This window comes from Nonomuraea sp. ZG12 (assembly GCF_052068115.1).
Lineage (GTDB): Bacteria > Actinomycetota > Actinomycetes > Streptosporangiales > Streptosporangiaceae > Nonomuraea.
Map to the genome: position 1 here is coordinate 1 of NZ_JBQHCW010000011.1, position 15193 is coordinate 15193.

The 15193-nt window shown below is 71.0% G+C and carries 8 protein-coding genes; 1 reads left to right on the plus strand and 7 read right to left on the minus strand.

What is annotated here, in order from left to right:
- The 7 genes from ACTMTF_RS27400 to ACTMTF_RS27430 all read right to left on the minus strand — a co-directional run.
- Positions 1-6737 (minus strand): type I polyketide synthase (locus tag ACTMTF_RS27400; RefSeq protein WP_441113248.1); only part of this gene is annotated, 6737 nt, incomplete at its 3' end.
- Between the two features lie 518 nt (positions 6738-7255).
- On the minus strand, positions 7256-8083 hold the full coding sequence (locus ACTMTF_RS27405) for a metallophosphoesterase family protein (protein WP_441113249.1): 828 nt from the start codon (positions 8081-8083) through the stop codon (positions 7256-7258).
- Between the two features lie 695 nt (positions 8084-8778).
- Positions 8779-10641 (minus strand): RiPP maturation radical SAM C-methyltransferase, encoded by a 1863-nt coding sequence (locus ACTMTF_RS27410; protein WP_441113250.1) that lies wholly within the window; start codon positions 10639-10641, stop codon positions 8779-8781.
- A 122-nt stretch (positions 10642-10763) separates the two neighbouring features.
- On the minus strand, positions 10764-10907 hold the full coding sequence (locus tag ACTMTF_RS27415) for a hypothetical protein (RefSeq protein WP_441113251.1): 144 nt from the start codon (positions 10905-10907) through the stop codon (positions 10764-10766).
- On the minus strand, positions 10904-11950 hold the full coding sequence (locus ACTMTF_RS27420; protein WP_441113252.1) for a methyltransferase: 1047 nt from the start codon (positions 11948-11950) through the stop codon (positions 10904-10906). Before ACTMTF_RS27420 ends, ACTMTF_RS27415 begins: the two co-directional genes overlap by 4 nt.
- An 11-nt stretch (positions 11951-11961) precedes the next feature.
- Positions 11962-12477: a DUF5825 family protein gene (locus ACTMTF_RS27425; protein WP_441113253.1), complete on the minus strand. Its 516-nt coding sequence runs from the start codon at positions 12475-12477 to the stop codon at positions 11962-11964.
- A gap of 170 nt (positions 12478-12647) precedes the next feature.
- The gene (locus tag ACTMTF_RS27430) at positions 12648-12794 is read right to left on the minus strand and encodes a hypothetical protein (RefSeq protein ID WP_441113254.1); all 147 of its coding nucleotides are present in this window, start codon (positions 12792-12794) and stop codon (positions 12648-12650) included.
- 1188 nt (positions 12795-13982) lie between these two features.
- Here ACTMTF_RS27430 and ACTMTF_RS27435 point away from each other — a divergent pair.
- The gene (locus tag ACTMTF_RS27435; RefSeq protein ID WP_441113255.1) at positions 13983-15128 is read left to right on the plus strand and encodes an epoxide hydrolase family protein; all 1146 of its coding nucleotides are present in this window, start codon (positions 13983-13985) and stop codon (positions 15126-15128) included.
- Positions 15129-15193 lie beyond the last annotated feature (65 nt).

Sequence of the window (15193 nt, forward strand, 5' to 3'; positions counted from 1 at the left end):
CGAGCCGCGAACACCGGAGACGCCACCAGCATCTCCCGCCCCATCCCCACCCACTGCGCACCCTGACCAGGGAAGACAAAAGCGATCTTCCCGACGCCGCCGCTGGACGCGAGCCCCACGGCACCGGCCCCGGCGGCCCCGAGCCCGACCGCACCAGACCCGGCGGACAGTCCAGCGGCCTCGCCTTCGCCGGCAAGGGCCGACAGCGTCGCCATGAGCTCGTCCCGATCCGCTCCGACCACGGCGGCCCGGTGTTCGAGCATCGAACGCGACACAGCCAGAGACCACCCCACGTCGGCCGGATCCAGCTCCGGATCCGCCGTCACGAACGACGCCAGCCGCTGCGCCTGGGCGGCCAGCCCGGCTTCCGACCGGGCCGACAACAACCAGACCGGTGACGCGGCCGACAGCACGGCCGGAACCGGCTCACCCCCGGATGCGCCGACCGGCCCGGCGCTGATGCCGGGTTCGCCGGACGGTTCGGGGGCGTTGGCGCTGGGCTCACCTGCCAGGGCCTCGGCCGGGGCCTCCTGGAGGATGACGTGCGCGTTCGTACCGCTGATCCCGAACGCGGAGACGCCGGCCCGGCGCGGCCGCTCGCCCGGCGACCACGGGCGCGCCTCGGTGAGCAGCCTTACGTCGCCCGCGGACCAGTCCACGTGCGGGGACCGTTCCTGCGCGTGCAGCGTGCGCGGCAGCAGCCCGTGCCGCAGGGCCAGCACCATCTTGATCAGTCCGGCCGCGCCGGCCGCCTGCTGGGCGTGCCCGATGTTCGACTTCACCGACCCCAGCCGCAACGGCCGTCCTTCCGGCCGGTCCTGTCCGTACGTCGCCAGCAGCGCCTGTGCCTCGATCGGGTCGCCCAGCGGCGTTCCGGTGCCGTGCGCCTCGACCGCGTCGACGTCGGCGGCGCTCAGCCCCGCACTGGCCAGGGCGTCCCGGATCACCCGCTGCTGGGACGGGCCGTTCGGCGCGGTGAGGCCGTTGGAGGCGCCGTCCTGGTTCACCGCGCTGCCGGTCACCAGCGCCAGCACCCGGTGCCCGTTCCGGCGGGCGTCGGACAGGCGTTCCATGACGAGCATGCCCGCGCCCTCGGCGACGCCCATGCCGTCGGCATCGGCGGCGAACGCCTTGCACCGGCCGTCCGGAGCCAGTCCCAGCTGCCTGCTGAAGTCGGTGAACATGACCGGGCTGGCCGTCACGAACGCGGCTCCGGCCAAGGCGAGCGTGCATTCGCCGGAACGCAGCGCCTGAGCGGCCAGGTGCAGCGCGACCAGGCCGGATGAGCAGGCCGTGTCGACCGTGAGAGCGGGCCCCTCCAGGCCGAGGGTGTAGGACACGCGGCCGGACAGCACGCTGGTCGCGGTGCCCGTCACCAGGCCGCCGTCGAGCGCGCCTTCGGGCTGGTCGGCGCCGTAGCGGGAGAAGGTGCCGCCGGCGAACACCCCGGTGCGGCTGCCGCGCAGCGAGAAGGGATCGATGGAGGCTCGCTCCAGCGCCTCCCACGAGGTCTCCAGCAGCAGTCTCTGCTGGGGGTCCATGGTCAGCGCCTCGCGGGGGCTGATCCCGAAGAAGCCGGGGTCGAAGTCACCGGCCGCGTGCAGGAATCCGCCGGACTGGATGTGGGTGGTGCCCTCCTGGTCCGGGTCGGGATCGAACAGGTCCTCGGTGTTCCAGCCGCGGTCGCGCGGGAAGTCGCCGATCACGTCCGCGCCGGCGGCCAGCAGCTCCCAGAGCCCTTCGGGGGTGTCGACGCCGCCGGGGAAGCGGCAGCCGATGCCGACGATGGCGATCGGCTCGTCGGGGGCCGCCGACCGGAGGAAGCCGGCGGCGGCGCGGCCGGCGTTCTCCGCGTCCCCTGTCAGCTGGGATCGGAGAAACTTCGCGGCAGCCACCGGGGTGGGGTGGTCGAACACCAGCGTGGCGGGCAGTCGCAGGCCGGTCGCGGCGTTGAGCCGGTCACGGAGTTCGACGGCGGTCAGGGAGTCGAAGCCGAGGTCGCTGAAGGCCCAGTCCGCCTGGACGTTCTCGATCGACGCATGGCCGAGGACGGTGGCGATCCGGGCCCGGATCAGGTCGAGCAGGATGCGGGTCTGCTCATCCTCGGGCAGGCCGGTCAGTTGCCGGCCCAGCGCCGTCCCGGAGTTCGGGGCGGCGGAACCGGGGTCGGCGTCGGCCGCCGAGCGCGAGACCTCGGGCATGCTCGCGATCAACGGGCTCGGCCGCCGCAGCGTGAAGGTCGCCGCGAAGCGGGCCCAGTCCACGTCGGCGACCGTCACCGACGGGTCCGTGTGGTCGAGGGCCTGCCCCAGCGCGCGGATCCCCTGGGCCGGGTCCACCAGCCTCAGCCCACGTCGCCGCATCTGCTCGCCGTCGTCACCGTTCGCCAGGCCCTGGCCCGCCCACGGGCCCCAGGCGACCGACGTCGCCGCCAGCCCTTGACCGCGGCGGCTTTCCGCGAGCGCGTCCAGGAAGGCGTTCGCCGCCGCGGAGCCCGGCTGCCGGCCGCTGCCCCAGGTGGCGGAGATCGAGGAGAACAGGACGAACGCGTCCAGGTTCAGGGGCCGGGTGAGCTCGTCCAGCCACCTCGCTCCGGCGGCCTTCTCGCCGAGGACGTCGGCCAGGTCGGCGATGGTCGTGTCGGCCACGGCGGTGGCCTGTTCCACGCCCGTGGTGTGGAACACCGCGGTCAGCGGCGTCCCGCTCCGGCCGATCCTGTCGAGCAGCCCGGCCGTCTCGTCCCGCCGGGCGACGTCGGCGACGAGAACGCTGACCGTGGCGCCGGCCTCGGCCAGCACCGCCGCCAGGCTCGCCGCGCCCGGCGCGGCCGGACCGGACCGGCCGGCCAGGACCAGGCTCCGCGAGCCGCACTCCGCCAGCCAGCGGGCCGTCGTATCGCCGATCGTGCCGGCATCACCGGTGATCAGCGTCGTGCCCCGAGTCGTCCAACGTCCGACGCCGTCATGGGCGGGCGCGGCCCGATTCGTCGGGCGTTCGACGTCGTGGTGGGCGGGCGCGGCCCGGATCAGGCGGCGGCCGAGGATGCCGGCGCCGCGGATCGCGACCTGGTCCTCGCCGCAGCCGGCCAGCACGGCGGCCAGCCGAGCGGCGGCCGGCTCGTCCAGGGTGGCGGGCAGGTCGATCAGGCCGCCCCAGCGGTCGGGGTGCTCAAGGGCGACGACCCGGCCCAGTCCCCAGACGTGCGCCTGCACCGGTCTGGCCGGTACCTCGTCGGGGCGGGTGGTCATCGCCTCGCGGGTGAGGACCCAGAGCGGAGCCTGGATGCCGACGTCGCCGAGCGCCTGGACCAGCCCCAGTGTCCCGGCCAGCCCGGCGGGAACCACCGGGAACTCCGGCCGTGGCGTCTCGTCCAACGCGAGCAGCGACAGTACCCCGGCCACCGGCGCGGCCCCGGCGGCCCGGCACTCGGTGAGCGAGTCGGCCAGCCGGCCGGCCAGGGCCTCCCGGTCGAGCTGGTCGGGGGCGATCCCGACGAGGATGGGCTCGGCGCCCCGGTCGCGCAGGATCGACAGGTAGTCGGCGCTCAGGCCGCCGTCCGCCGCATCGCCCACCACGAGCCAGGTTCCGGACAGACGGGCCGGCCCCGGGTCGGTGACCGGCTCCCAGGAGACCCGGTACCGCCAGTTCGCGGTCAGCGCCTCATGACGCTCGCGCTGCCGCCAGGACCACAGCGCGGGCAGCACCTCGCCGAACGGACGGCTCCCGTCCACCGCGAGTGTGCCGGCCAGCGTGGCCAGGTCGCCCGCCTCGACCGCCGCCCAGAAGCGTCGCTCCGCCTCCGTGGTCGCGCCGTCACCGGTCGCGCCGCCGGACGGCCCGGACCGGGCCCAGAACTGCTGGTGCGCGAAGGCGTACGTCGGCAACGCCACCCGCCGTCCGGCGGGGAGCACGGCGGCCCAGTCCACCTCGACACCATGGACGTGCGCACGCGCGAACGCGGTCAGAACAGATTCGGGGACGGGCGTCGTGGGCCGCAGCAGCGGGATGAGGACGGCTCCGGGCCGCGATTCCGCACCGTCGGCGGTGAAGCCCGCCAGCGCGGCCAGGCCGAGCGCGGACAGGGTCGTGTCCGGGCCGATCTCGATGAACACCGAGACGCCCTGGTCGGCCAGGGTGGTGACGGCGTCGGCGAACCGTACGGGCCGGCGGGCCTGCTCCGTCCAGTAGCCCGGATCCGCGGTGGTGATCGGCTCACCGGTCAGGGCGCCCGCCCACGTCACCATCGGGGCGTGGTGCTCCAGCCCGGCGGCCACCGCGGCCAGCTCGGGCAGCACCGGGTCCATCCGGGCCGAGTGGAACGCGTGGCTGACCCGCAACCGGCGCACTCGCCGGCCTCGTGCCCGCCAGACCTCGATCAGCTCGTCGACCGCCTCGGCGGCACCGGAGACGACCACCGACGAGAGACCGTTCACGGCGGCCAGCTCGACGCCGTCGACGCCGTCGACGTCGTCCCCCATGGCCGCGACCAGCTCGGCCTCGGTCGCCTCGATGGCGGCCATCGCCCCACCCTCGGGCAGCGCCTGCATCAGCCGGCCCCGCGCCGCCACCAGCCGGCAGGCGTCGGCCAGGCTCAGCACCCCTGCGGCATGAGCCGCCGCGATCTCACCCACCGAATGACCGGCCACCGCGTCCGGCACGATCCCGGCCGCCGCCAGCATGGCCACCAGCCCCGCCTCCACCGCGAACAGCCCGGCCTGGGCGAAGACGGTCTGATCCGCGCGCGGATCGTCCTCGGGTGTGGGGCCGGTGTCGCCGTCATGAGGGTCCCGGCCGAGTACGACGTCCCGGATCGGCAGGCCGAGCTCGGCCTCCAGCAGGGCGCACGCCTGGTCGAACACCGAGGCGAAGACCGGGGACGCGGCGTACAGCTCCCGGCCCATCCCGGCCCGCTGCGCCCCCTGCCCGGCGAACAGGAAACCCACCCGGCTGCTGCCACCGGGCGGAACCACCCCCGACAGCACCCCCGGAGCCGAGTCCCCTGCGGCCACGGCCGACAGCCCGGACGTCAGCTGGCCGAGGTCCGCACCGAGGATCACGGCGCGATGCTCGAACGTCGACCGGGTCGTCGCCAGCGACCAGCCGATGTCAGTGATCCTGCGGGCATCGGCGAGGTCAGCGTCGTCAGCCGGGTCCGAGCCCGGTCGGCTCGCGAGGAACGCGGCCAGCCTTCCGGCCTGCACCGGCAGCCCGGCGGCGGACCGGCTCGACACCAGCCAGGCGGACGGAGCCCCCGTCAGCACCCGCATGGCCACGGCCGGGACGTCCTCGGCCACCGCAGCCGCCCCGCCGGCGTCCTCCGCCGGGCCTGCGTCCCCGGGCGGCCAGCCGGACTCGGACGGGTCCTCCTCCAGGATGACGTGCGCGTTGGTGCCGCTCATCCCGAACGACGACACCCCGGCCCGGCGCGGCCGGTCACCGGCGGGCCAGTCGACCGCCTCGGTCAGCAGCCGTACCCCGCCGGACCAGTCCACGTGCGGGGTCGGTTCATCGACGTGCAGGGTGCGCGGCAGGACACCGTGCCGCAGGGCCAGCACCATCTTGATCAGTCCGGCCACCCCGGCCGCGGCCTGGGTGTGGCCGATGTTGGACTTCACCGATCCCGTCCACAGCGGCCGCTCGGGGTCCCTGTTCTGCCCGTACGCGGCCAGCAGCGCCTGCGCCTCGATCGGGTCGCCCAGCTCCGTGCCGGTGCCGTGTGCCTCGACCGCGTCGATGTCGTCCGGGGACAGCCCGGCGCCGGCCAGCGCCGCCTGGATCACCCGCTGCTGGGAGGGCCCGTTGGGGGCCGTCAGTCCGTTGGAGGCGCCGTCCTGGTTCACCGCGCTGCCCCGGATCACGGCGAGAACCTCGTGCCCGTGCCGGCGGGCGTCCGAGAGCCGTTCGAGCACCAGCATGCCGGCGCCCTCGGCCAGCCCCATGCCGTCGGCGGTGGCCGAGAACGGCTTGCACCGCCCGTCGGGGGCGAGCCCCAGCTGCCGGCTGCCCCAGACGAACCAGGTAGGACTGGCCAACACGGTCACAGCCCCGGCCAGCGCCAGGCCGCATTCGCCGGAGCGCAGGGCCTTGACCGCGAGGTGCAGGGCGACGAGCGAGGACGAGCAGGCCGTGTCCACCGAGACGGCCGGGCCCTCGAGACCGAAGCTGAAGGCCACCCGGCCGGAGATGACGCTGTTGGCGGTGCCGGTGAGGAGGTGGCTCTCCAGGCTGCCGTCGCCGTCCTGGAGCGCGCTGCCGTAACCGGAGAAACTGGCGCCGGCGAACACCCCGGTCGACGAGCCCCGCAGCGATCCAGGGTCGATGCCGGCCCGCTCCAGAGCCTCCCAGGAGGTCTCCAGCAGGAGTCGCTGCTGCGGGTCCATGGCCAGCGCCTCGCGCGGGCTGATCCCGAAGAACCCGGGATCGAACTCCCCCGCTTCGTGAACGAATCCGCCCGAGCGAACGTTCGACGTCCCGGGATGGGCCGGGTCCGGGTCGTACAGGGCGTCCAGGTCCCAGCCGCGCGTGCTCGGCAGCCCGGAGACCGCGTCCGTGCCGGCCGTCAGCAACTCCCACAGGTGTTCCGGGTCCTGTACGCCGCCGGGGAACCGGCAGCCCATGCCGATGATCGCGATCGGTTCCTGACTCTGCTCCTCCACCTCGCGCAGGCGGCGGCGCGTCTGCTGGAGATTGGCGGTCACCAGCTTGAGGTAATCGCGGAGTTTTTCCTCGTTAGACATTCAGTCGCCATTCCCTGATCGCTCGACATGAGCTTTCCCATGACCCCGCGGGAGCGGTCGGCGTGGCTCGACGCCATTGAACAGATATCCGAAAAAGCTTTCCGAGAGGAAATCCGCGAATTACGTTCGGCAGGATGCTAACTGGGCGGGCGGAAGGCACGCAACCGGCCCTGCACCCTTGTTCAACTGCGGAAACGCTCAGTCAGACAGGCGTGCGGAAGATTGTGTTCAACTGTGGGCTCTAAGCAGTTGAACACCGCTCGGCGAGGGTGCGGACGGTGGCGGTGGCACGCCGTCCATGGCCGGGAGCATGCGAAAACGACCAGGTCAGACACAGCACAGGCACGGCTTTGGGCCGCGCCCGCGACCTTGGAGGCAGACGCGCCTCACCACGGCGGCCCTTCGACCCTGAATATCAATGAGTACGAAAAAGCGGGCTTGCGGTCGCCTCATTCACGAGTTTGTCCCACGGCCCGCCGTCAATGCAAATGCACGGCTGCGGAGACAAGGGTGCGGAATCAGTCGAACACCCGGCGGAGTACCCCCGGTGGCGTGCTCCGCCGACGCCACTCGCGCGGATAGCCGACCGACACCTCCTCGAAACGGACGCCGTCGTGCCAGGTGGTCCTGGGTATGTGCAGGTGCCCGTAGACGGCGACCTCGGCCCGGTAACGCAGGTGCCAGTCGGCGGTCCGGTCGGTGCCGCACCACTGGGCGAACTCCGGGTAGCGCAGGATCCGGGTGGGCTCGCGTACCAAGGGAAAGTGATTGACCAGCACGGTCCTCAGGCTGTCGTCGATGCCGGCCAGCCGCTGCTCGGTCTCCGCCAGGCGGGCCCAGCACCAGGCCTCCCGGCTGGGGTACGGGTCGGGATGGAGCAGGATCTCGTCGGTGCACACGACGCCCGTCTCGTAGGCGTACGCCAGCGACGCCTCCTTGGTGGTCAGGCCCGGCATCCGGAAGGAGTAGTCGTACAGCAGGAACAGCGGCACGACCGCGACCGGGCCGCCCGGTCCGTCCCACACCGGATACGCGTCCTCCGGGGTGACGACGCCGAGCTCCCGGCAGACCTCCACCAGGCGGCGGTAGCGGGCCTCGCCGCGCAGCTGGACCGGGTCCTCCCGCGGCGTCCACAGCTCGTGGTTGCCCGGTGCCCAGATCACCTTGGCGAACCGGTCGGCGAGCAGGCCCAGCGCCCATTCCACGTCGGCGAAGAGCTCCCCGACGTCACCGGCGACGATCAGCCAGTCGCCGTCGTGCGCGGGCTTGATCCTCTCGACGATCTCACGGTTCTCCTTGTAGGCGACGTGCAGGTCACTGATCGCGAACAGTGTCGGGGCTTCCACGGCCGAAGGCTAGGCGCGGCTCCCGCCGAGATCAACCCCCACCGGCCGGCCGCCCGAGCCGGATGCGCGTCGCCGAAGAATTCATCAGCCGTTCGGTCCTTGATCCCATGCAGGCATCGTCACCTGACAGAGGAATTGCTATGCGCGCGCGTACGATCCCCTCGCTCTCTGTCCGCACCGGTGAACGCGTCGGCGCTCGCACCGCATCCGGTCGTGGTGCCGGCGACGCTGATCCCGCCGACCGCCGCACGGCTCGTGCCGGCGTCGCGACTGCAACGGCGGCCGGCGCCTACCGCTCCCCCGCCTCCGGCCCTCATCCCGGCCAGGGCCGCACGCCCGATCCAGCGGGTCGACCCGTCAGGTCGCTGCGCGAGCAAGGCATCTACCGGCTGCACGACGCAGGCCGAGGACGTCGACCCCGCGACCCTGGCGAGCCATGGCCGGGCTGACCGTCCGATCGGCTTTGAAGATCAGACGCCACGCGACTCGTGGCCGTTGCTACCGGGCACCGTCCCGGGTAGATGAGGTCCCAACGAGTGGCGGGTCGTTGTCGAGGTACCGCTCTGGCCATACCTGATCCCAGCGTGCCGAACGGCGACGCCCCCGAAACCTGTCTTCACAAGCTCCGAATGATCACGCGGTGGCCGTCGCCATGTGACCCCTACGCCTAAAGATCGCAAAGTGGCACTGGAGTACTAGCGGGCCGCGGCGGCCTCGTCCGTGATCACCTTTTGCGGGACCTGGGCTGTCGCGAGCGCGACCCAGGCGGTGTCGTCGACGAACACGAGGCCGTCCCGGAGGGCGTCGCGCAGCCACGCCTCGACGGCGGCGGCGCCGACGTCACGGCCCAGCTCCCCCAGGTGGGAGCACAGCCCGTTGACCGTGCGGCGTCGGCGCAGCCCCCGGTAGGCGTCGGCCCGCCAGCCGGTCAACCGGTGCCGGGCCCTCGGCCATCCCGCGCGGCGGTCGGTGATCAGGATATCGGTGCCGTCGTCCTCGGCGACCAGCGAGGAGTGCAGGTAGCCGCGCCGCCACCGGAAGAACGCGGCCTTGAGGTCCGCCACGACGTCCTCGCCGATGCCGGCGTTGTCGCAGTCGAAGAAGTAGACGAGGTCGGCGAGTTCGCTCTCGGGGAGGTCGTAGATGTCGCGGTAGAAGGCGGCGGGCTCGCGGCGGGCGAAGCCCAGCTCGGGACGTTCGAAGTAGGGGCTGTAGCGTTCGAGGATGATGCGCTGGGAGTACGAGGGCGGCTGCAGGTGGACCAGTGCCGGGATCTGGTGGATCACGTCGAGGTAGTCCTCGTTCCGCTCCCCGGGGAAGCCATACAGGTAGTTCCACTCACAGGTGACGTGGTTGTCCTCGCAGTCGCGGAGGAGCCGGACGTTGGTCACGCCGTCCACCCCCTTGTCCATGAGGCCGAGCACCCTGCCGCTCAGGCTCTCGATCCCGGGCTGGAGCAGGACGATCCCCGCGTCGGCGAGCGCCGCGATCTGGTCGCCGCGCAGGTTGGACTTGATCTCGTAGAAGACTCGCAGGTCCCAGTCGGCCTCGGCCATGCGGGGGAGCAGGGTCTTCAGGTAGCCCATGTCCAGGATGTTGTCGACGGTGATCACGTCGAGGATCTGGTGGCGTTCCACCAGGGTGCTCAGCTCCGTCCAGAACTGGTCGGCGGACTTGCTGCGGAACCGCATGAGCGATCCGTTGAGGCCGCAGAACGTGCAGTGGTGCTTCTCGCCCCACCAGCAGCCGCGCGAGCTCTCGACGACCAGTTCCGGCGTGAGGTACTCGCGCAGCGGCGAGCGTTCGAACGCGTCCTGCCAGGCGGTGTAGTCCGGGATGGGGATCAGGCCGGGAGACACGCTGTGCGCCGGCTGGTCGTTGGCCACGGAGCGGTCGCCGTCCCACCAGCAGACGCCGGGGATGTCGGCGAAGTCTCCGCGCAGGGCGTCCTCGCTCAGCCGGGAGAGCAGCGCCGGGAACACCTGTTCCGCCTCACCGCGGACGACCAGGTCGACGAACCGGTGGTTGCGGTGCAGGGCGGCGCCCATCGGCCCCTCGCAGTTGGCGCCACCGAACACGACGGTCACCTCGGGCCGCAGACCCTTGATCCGGCGGGCGAGCGCGAGGCTGGCCGCGTTCTGCATGAAGGTAGTGGAGAACCCGACCACGTCAGGGCCGGACGCCAGGATCTCGGCCGCCGCCTTGTCGACGAACCCGGCGGAGAGCTCGCGCATCCGCCGGATGCCCGCGGCGTCGAAGCCGTATGTCGCAGAAACGCGCTCCAGCGCGTCCGCGCCCCGGCCCAGGTCGTCGTACAGGCATCCGGCGAAGATCAGGTCTCCCAGTCCGTGGAAGACCCCGGTGTCGGCGATCTCGGTGTAGTCCGACGGCGGCGTCGCGTCGGCCGCGAACAGGTGCTCCGCCCAGCGCACGCCACCGTGGTATTCGGTGACCTCGACGTCCGGGCAGTCCCGTGCGACCAGGCCGTGGAGCAGCCCAAGGGGCAGCGAGGGCCGGTTGATCGCCTGCCAGGGCATCGCCGCGAGTGTCAGCCGCATGATCTTTCCGCTCCGTTCGACGCGAAGGTGGTCCGGTGGCGCGCCGGACAACCGGGGAGACCGGTCGGGGGGCGAGAAGGCCGGTCCGCGCCTCGGCGGCCTTCTCGCCGTCACCTTGTCGTTCAGCCGATACCGCGCGCCCGCCGTTCCGGAACGGTCTCACCCGCGGGGGCCGACTCCTTCCGGGCCTGACCCATGGTGATACGCACTGAACGGCAGTACGTGGACGGCCGGATGCGGGTCTTCTTCAGAGTGGTGGCGGTCATGTTCTCACCTCCTTCGCCTCGATCACCGTGAAATGGCCCTCGTCCGGCAGCTCCCGCACCGAAGCGGGTTCGAGACCCGCCGACCGCAGGAGCGCCTCGAACTCCGCTTCGGTACGCTCCCTTCCGCCCGTGGTCACCAGCAGGTCGAGGTCTCCCACGGCCGTCCAGGAGTCCGGGCGATCGGGCAGCATGAGCTCGACGACGATGAGGACCGCGTGCTCGGGCATGGCGCGGCGGCAGTTGGCGAGGATCGTCCGGGCACTGTCGTCGTCCCAGTCGAGCAGGACATACTTGAGCACATAGGCGTCGCCGCCCTCGGGGACCTTCTCCATGAAGTCTCCCGCGACGATCTCGCATCGCTCCGCGACGCCCGCCTCGGCCAGGACGCGCGGCGCGGACGCGAGACCGGCGGGGGTGTCGAACAGCACGCCGCGCACGCCGGTCTCGCGGCGCAGGATCTCGGCGAGCAGCGCGCCCGCACCGCCGCCCACGTCCACGACCTTCTTGAACCGCGAGAAGTCCACGTGGGCGGCCAGCGCCGGAGCGAGGCCGGCGGTGTCCCGCCGCACGGCCTCGTAGTAGGCCACCGCCACCTCCGGACGGTCGGCCATGTACGCGAAGTTGTTCATTCCGGCGAGGTGGTCGAAGGCGGGCTCACCTGTACGGACGCTGTGCGTGAGCTCCCCCCAGGCTCGCCACGCCATGTCGTCCCCGGCCATCAGCGTCAGGGCCGTCACCGAGTTCTCCGCCTCGAAGCGCAGGGGCCGTCCGAGCGCGCCGAGCCGGTACGAACCGGCAGTCGTCTCGATGACGATGTCCAAGGCCGCGAGTGCGCGCAGCAGCCGGTGCAGGGTCGGCGGGTGCGTCCCGGTCGCCTGGGCGAGCCGCGCGACCGTCTTCTCGCCATCCGCGAGGTGGTCGGCGATCCTGAGCCGGACCGCGGTGTGGACCACTTGGGAGAAGCGGAACCCGAAGATCATCTTGACTAGTTCGGCCCGGGCTCGCGCCTCGGCCACGTTCTGGGTCTCGTCGTTGGTGCTCATCGGCTCGCCCCTCACAGCCCCATCGCGGGCACCGGCCAGCGCCGCATGCGGTAGGGGAGGACGACCACCTGGTCGGCGGCGCGCAGCAGGAGCCGTTCGTCGAGCAACGCCTCAGCCGCGTCGCGTTCGAGGGCGTCCAGGTCGGTGAGCGCGGTCGGCCGGAGGCACCGGAGGAACGCCCTCAGGACGTGCGGCTCGTCGATGGTGAACCTCCCCGCCTCCTCCGGGTCCCGCACGTCCTTGACCTGGACGAACCCGGGCCCGCGCCGGTAGTAGCACAGCCCCGGCCGGAAGACCGAGCGCCATTCCGCGAAGTCCGGTGCCGCGTTCTCGGGAGGCGGGAGGTGCCACAGGAGCGGGACGACGGTCCGCGGCATCGCCTCGGCGCGCCAGTTCAGCACGCGGCCCGTGTCGAACGCGTCCCGCAGCGCGGCGACAGCGCCGAGCATGGCAGGCGGGTCATCCCACCGGATGGCCAGGTCCAGGGGAAGATCGTCCTCCAGGGTAAGCGGCTGGACCGTTGTCACGCGACCTCCACGCAGGTGATGCACGAATCATTGGAAGTCTGACCCGATCATCATTCGAGATCTATCCGTAAAGTGCGGAGCTTGCCACGCAAATCGGATATCCCTACCTTGGTCAACGTGCGCCCTTGAGCGTGGCCGGGGAGACCGGCCGTACGCCGCGCGGTACAGGTTCAAGAACCGGCCCATGTGCGTGAACCCCAGCGCAGCGCGACGTCGATGAAGGTGCCGGGGCGACCCGAGGCGGCCAGATCCAGCAGGTCCTCATGCGCCCGTTCGAGCCGTCGCCGGCGCAGATGGGCCGGCGGCGTGGTCTGCAAGTGTTCACCGAACCCCCGCTGGAGGGCGCGGACGCTGACCTGATCACCGGCACCCGACAGGGCCGTCGCGGTCGACGAGCGGCTCGAACCTCGGCGGCCGGGGGCGCGTCGCCGAGGCACTCGGCCAGGACCCGTTCGACGGCGTCCTGGGGGATCTGGACGATCAGGACGTAAGGGTCGACGCTCTAGTCCATCTGGATGCGCCGAACCGGTCCGACGATGTTGTACGACGACGTCACCTCGCGTCCGTCCACGGTCGCGCGCCGGTGCCCCGGCGAGCCGGGATTCTGCTTGGCCACATCGGACCGCCCAAGTCGCCCCCTTGACAGTTTTCGCCATGGGATGCCTGTCAATGTGATCAAGGCAGTTGAGCTGGGTTGATTCTGTGTCGGCTTCTCTGCGGTGTGCTCGTTGTGTGTTTCGGTTTTGGGTTTGTTGATCCAGGCGGGACCGGGCCGGGCGAGTGGGGTGGGGGTGCCTCCGCTGGCGAAGCGTTCGGGGTGCCGGGGCGGCGGCCAGAACGAGGGCGCGCCGGTTGCCGATGGCGGCGACGCGCCCGTAGTGCAGGTCGACCAGGTAGTGGTAGCCGATCCCGGAGTGGTAGCGCTGGTGGTAGGTACCAGGTGGGGAAGCTCTGGCATAAGGCCCGGCCGTCCTCGATCGAGCCGAATCGGCCGGGGAAGTGGGGTTCTCGCCCTACTCATGTCAGTTAAGGCACTTTAGTCCCATGTGTCCCACTTGAGCTGGGCGCAGAGGGGGTGAGATCTCCCTTAGCACGCCATCCCGAGAGCGCACTTCGCGCTGCGCTATATGGATAGCCCACGTCGTGGAATCCTCATAATCTCCATTCTCAGCATAAACAAGCAAACATCCCCGAATGCTCCCGGCTTCCAAAGAATCAGCCACTCTTCGCTTTCGGGTCATCAGGTGTCGCCCGCATGGGAAGGGTTCTGCGATGAGACTCATCGTGGAAGTGCGCGCAGTAGGACGGCATGCGTTGTATTTTCGCCGACTTTATCGCCAGGCCGGCGATCGAAATTTCTGCCTATTGAACCGTACGATGCGCGGAACGACCGACGCCTCGCAGCCCAGAAGGTCAGTCCGCCCTCTGGGGCGGGCGGTGAACCACAAACAAACGGACCGCCATCTTCTTCGCACAAGTATTCCGTTTCTGGAAGGGATAGCCCGATGATCAACCCGTTCCACATAGAAATCCCGCAGGACGAGCTGGATGACCTACGCGAGCGGCTCGCCCGTACCCGCTGGAGCAGCGAGATCGGCGGTCCAGGATGGAGCCGCGGCGTCCCGACCGGCTACCTGCGCCAGCTCGCCTCCTACTGGGCCGACGGCTACGACTGGCGCAAGCACGAGGCCAGGCTGAACGAGCTGCCCCAGTTCACCACCGACATCGACGGGCAGAGCATCCACTTCGCGCACATTCGCTCACCCGAGGCCGAGGCGACCCCGCTGATGCTCATCCACGGCTGGCCCGGCTCGTTCGCCGAGTTCTTGGACGTCATCGGCCCGCTGACCGACCCGCGCTCCTACGGCGGCAACCCTGCCGACGCCTTCCACCTGGTGATCCCCTCTCTGCCCGGGTTCGGCTTCTCCGCTCCCCTGCGCGATACGGGTTGGACGCAGGGCCGCATCGCCGACGCTTTCGCCGAGCTGATGCACCGGCTCGGCTACTCCCGCTACGGCGTGCAGGGCGGCGACGTCGGCGCCTTCGTGGCCCCGGCCATGGCCCGCCAGGATGCCGAGCACGTGTTCGGCGTGCACGTCAATGCCCTGGTCACCTTCCCGATCGGGGCCGAGGGTGAGATGGACGGCCTGACCGAGTCCGAACTGGAGCGACTGGCACGCCTGGAGCACTGGCAGCAGGAACAGAGCGGCTACGACAAGCTCCAAGGCACCCGCCCGCAGACCCTGGGACACGGCCTGAACGACTCCCCTGCCGGCCAGCTCGCCTGGATCGTCGAGAAGTTCAAGGAATGGACCGACAGCGCCGCCGACCTGCCCGAAGACGCCGTCGACCGCGACGCCATCCTCACCGACGTCAGCATCTACTGGTTCACGCAGACCGGCGCCTCCTCGGCCCACAACTACTACGAGTCCCACCACGACCCATCGGCCTGGGCACCGCGCGATCCCGGCACCGTGCCCACCGGCGTGGCAGTCTCTCTCACCCAGGACGTCGCCATCCGTCGCTTCGCCGAACGCGATCACAACATCGTGCACTGGACCGAATTCGAGCGCGGCGGACACTTCCTGGCCCTGGAACAACCCATCCCGTTCGTCGCCGACGTGCGCGCGTTCTTCCGCTCCCTGCGCTGAGCCGTCCGCACCGGTGGCGGCGGTCCGCGACAATTCCGGCTGACCGGAAGATATCCGGCTCCGCA

Excerpts from the sequence above, each read along its gene's own strand:
- ACTMTF_RS27410 (WP_441113250.1), bottom strand. The coding sequence starts at position 10,641 with ATGCGGCTGACACTCGCGGCGATGCCCTGGCAGGCGATCAACCGGCCC.
- ACTMTF_RS27415 (WP_441113251.1), bottom strand. The coding sequence starts at position 10,907 with ATGACCGCCACCACTCTGAAGAAGACCCGCATCCGGCCGTCCACGTAC.
- ACTMTF_RS27420 (WP_441113252.1), bottom strand. The coding sequence starts at position 11,950 with ATGAGCACCAACGACGAGACCCAGAACGTGGCCGAGGCGCGAGCCCGG.
- ACTMTF_RS27435 (WP_441113255.1), top strand. The coding sequence starts at position 13,983 with ATGATCAACCCGTTCCACATAGAAATCCCGCAGGACGAGCTGGATGAC.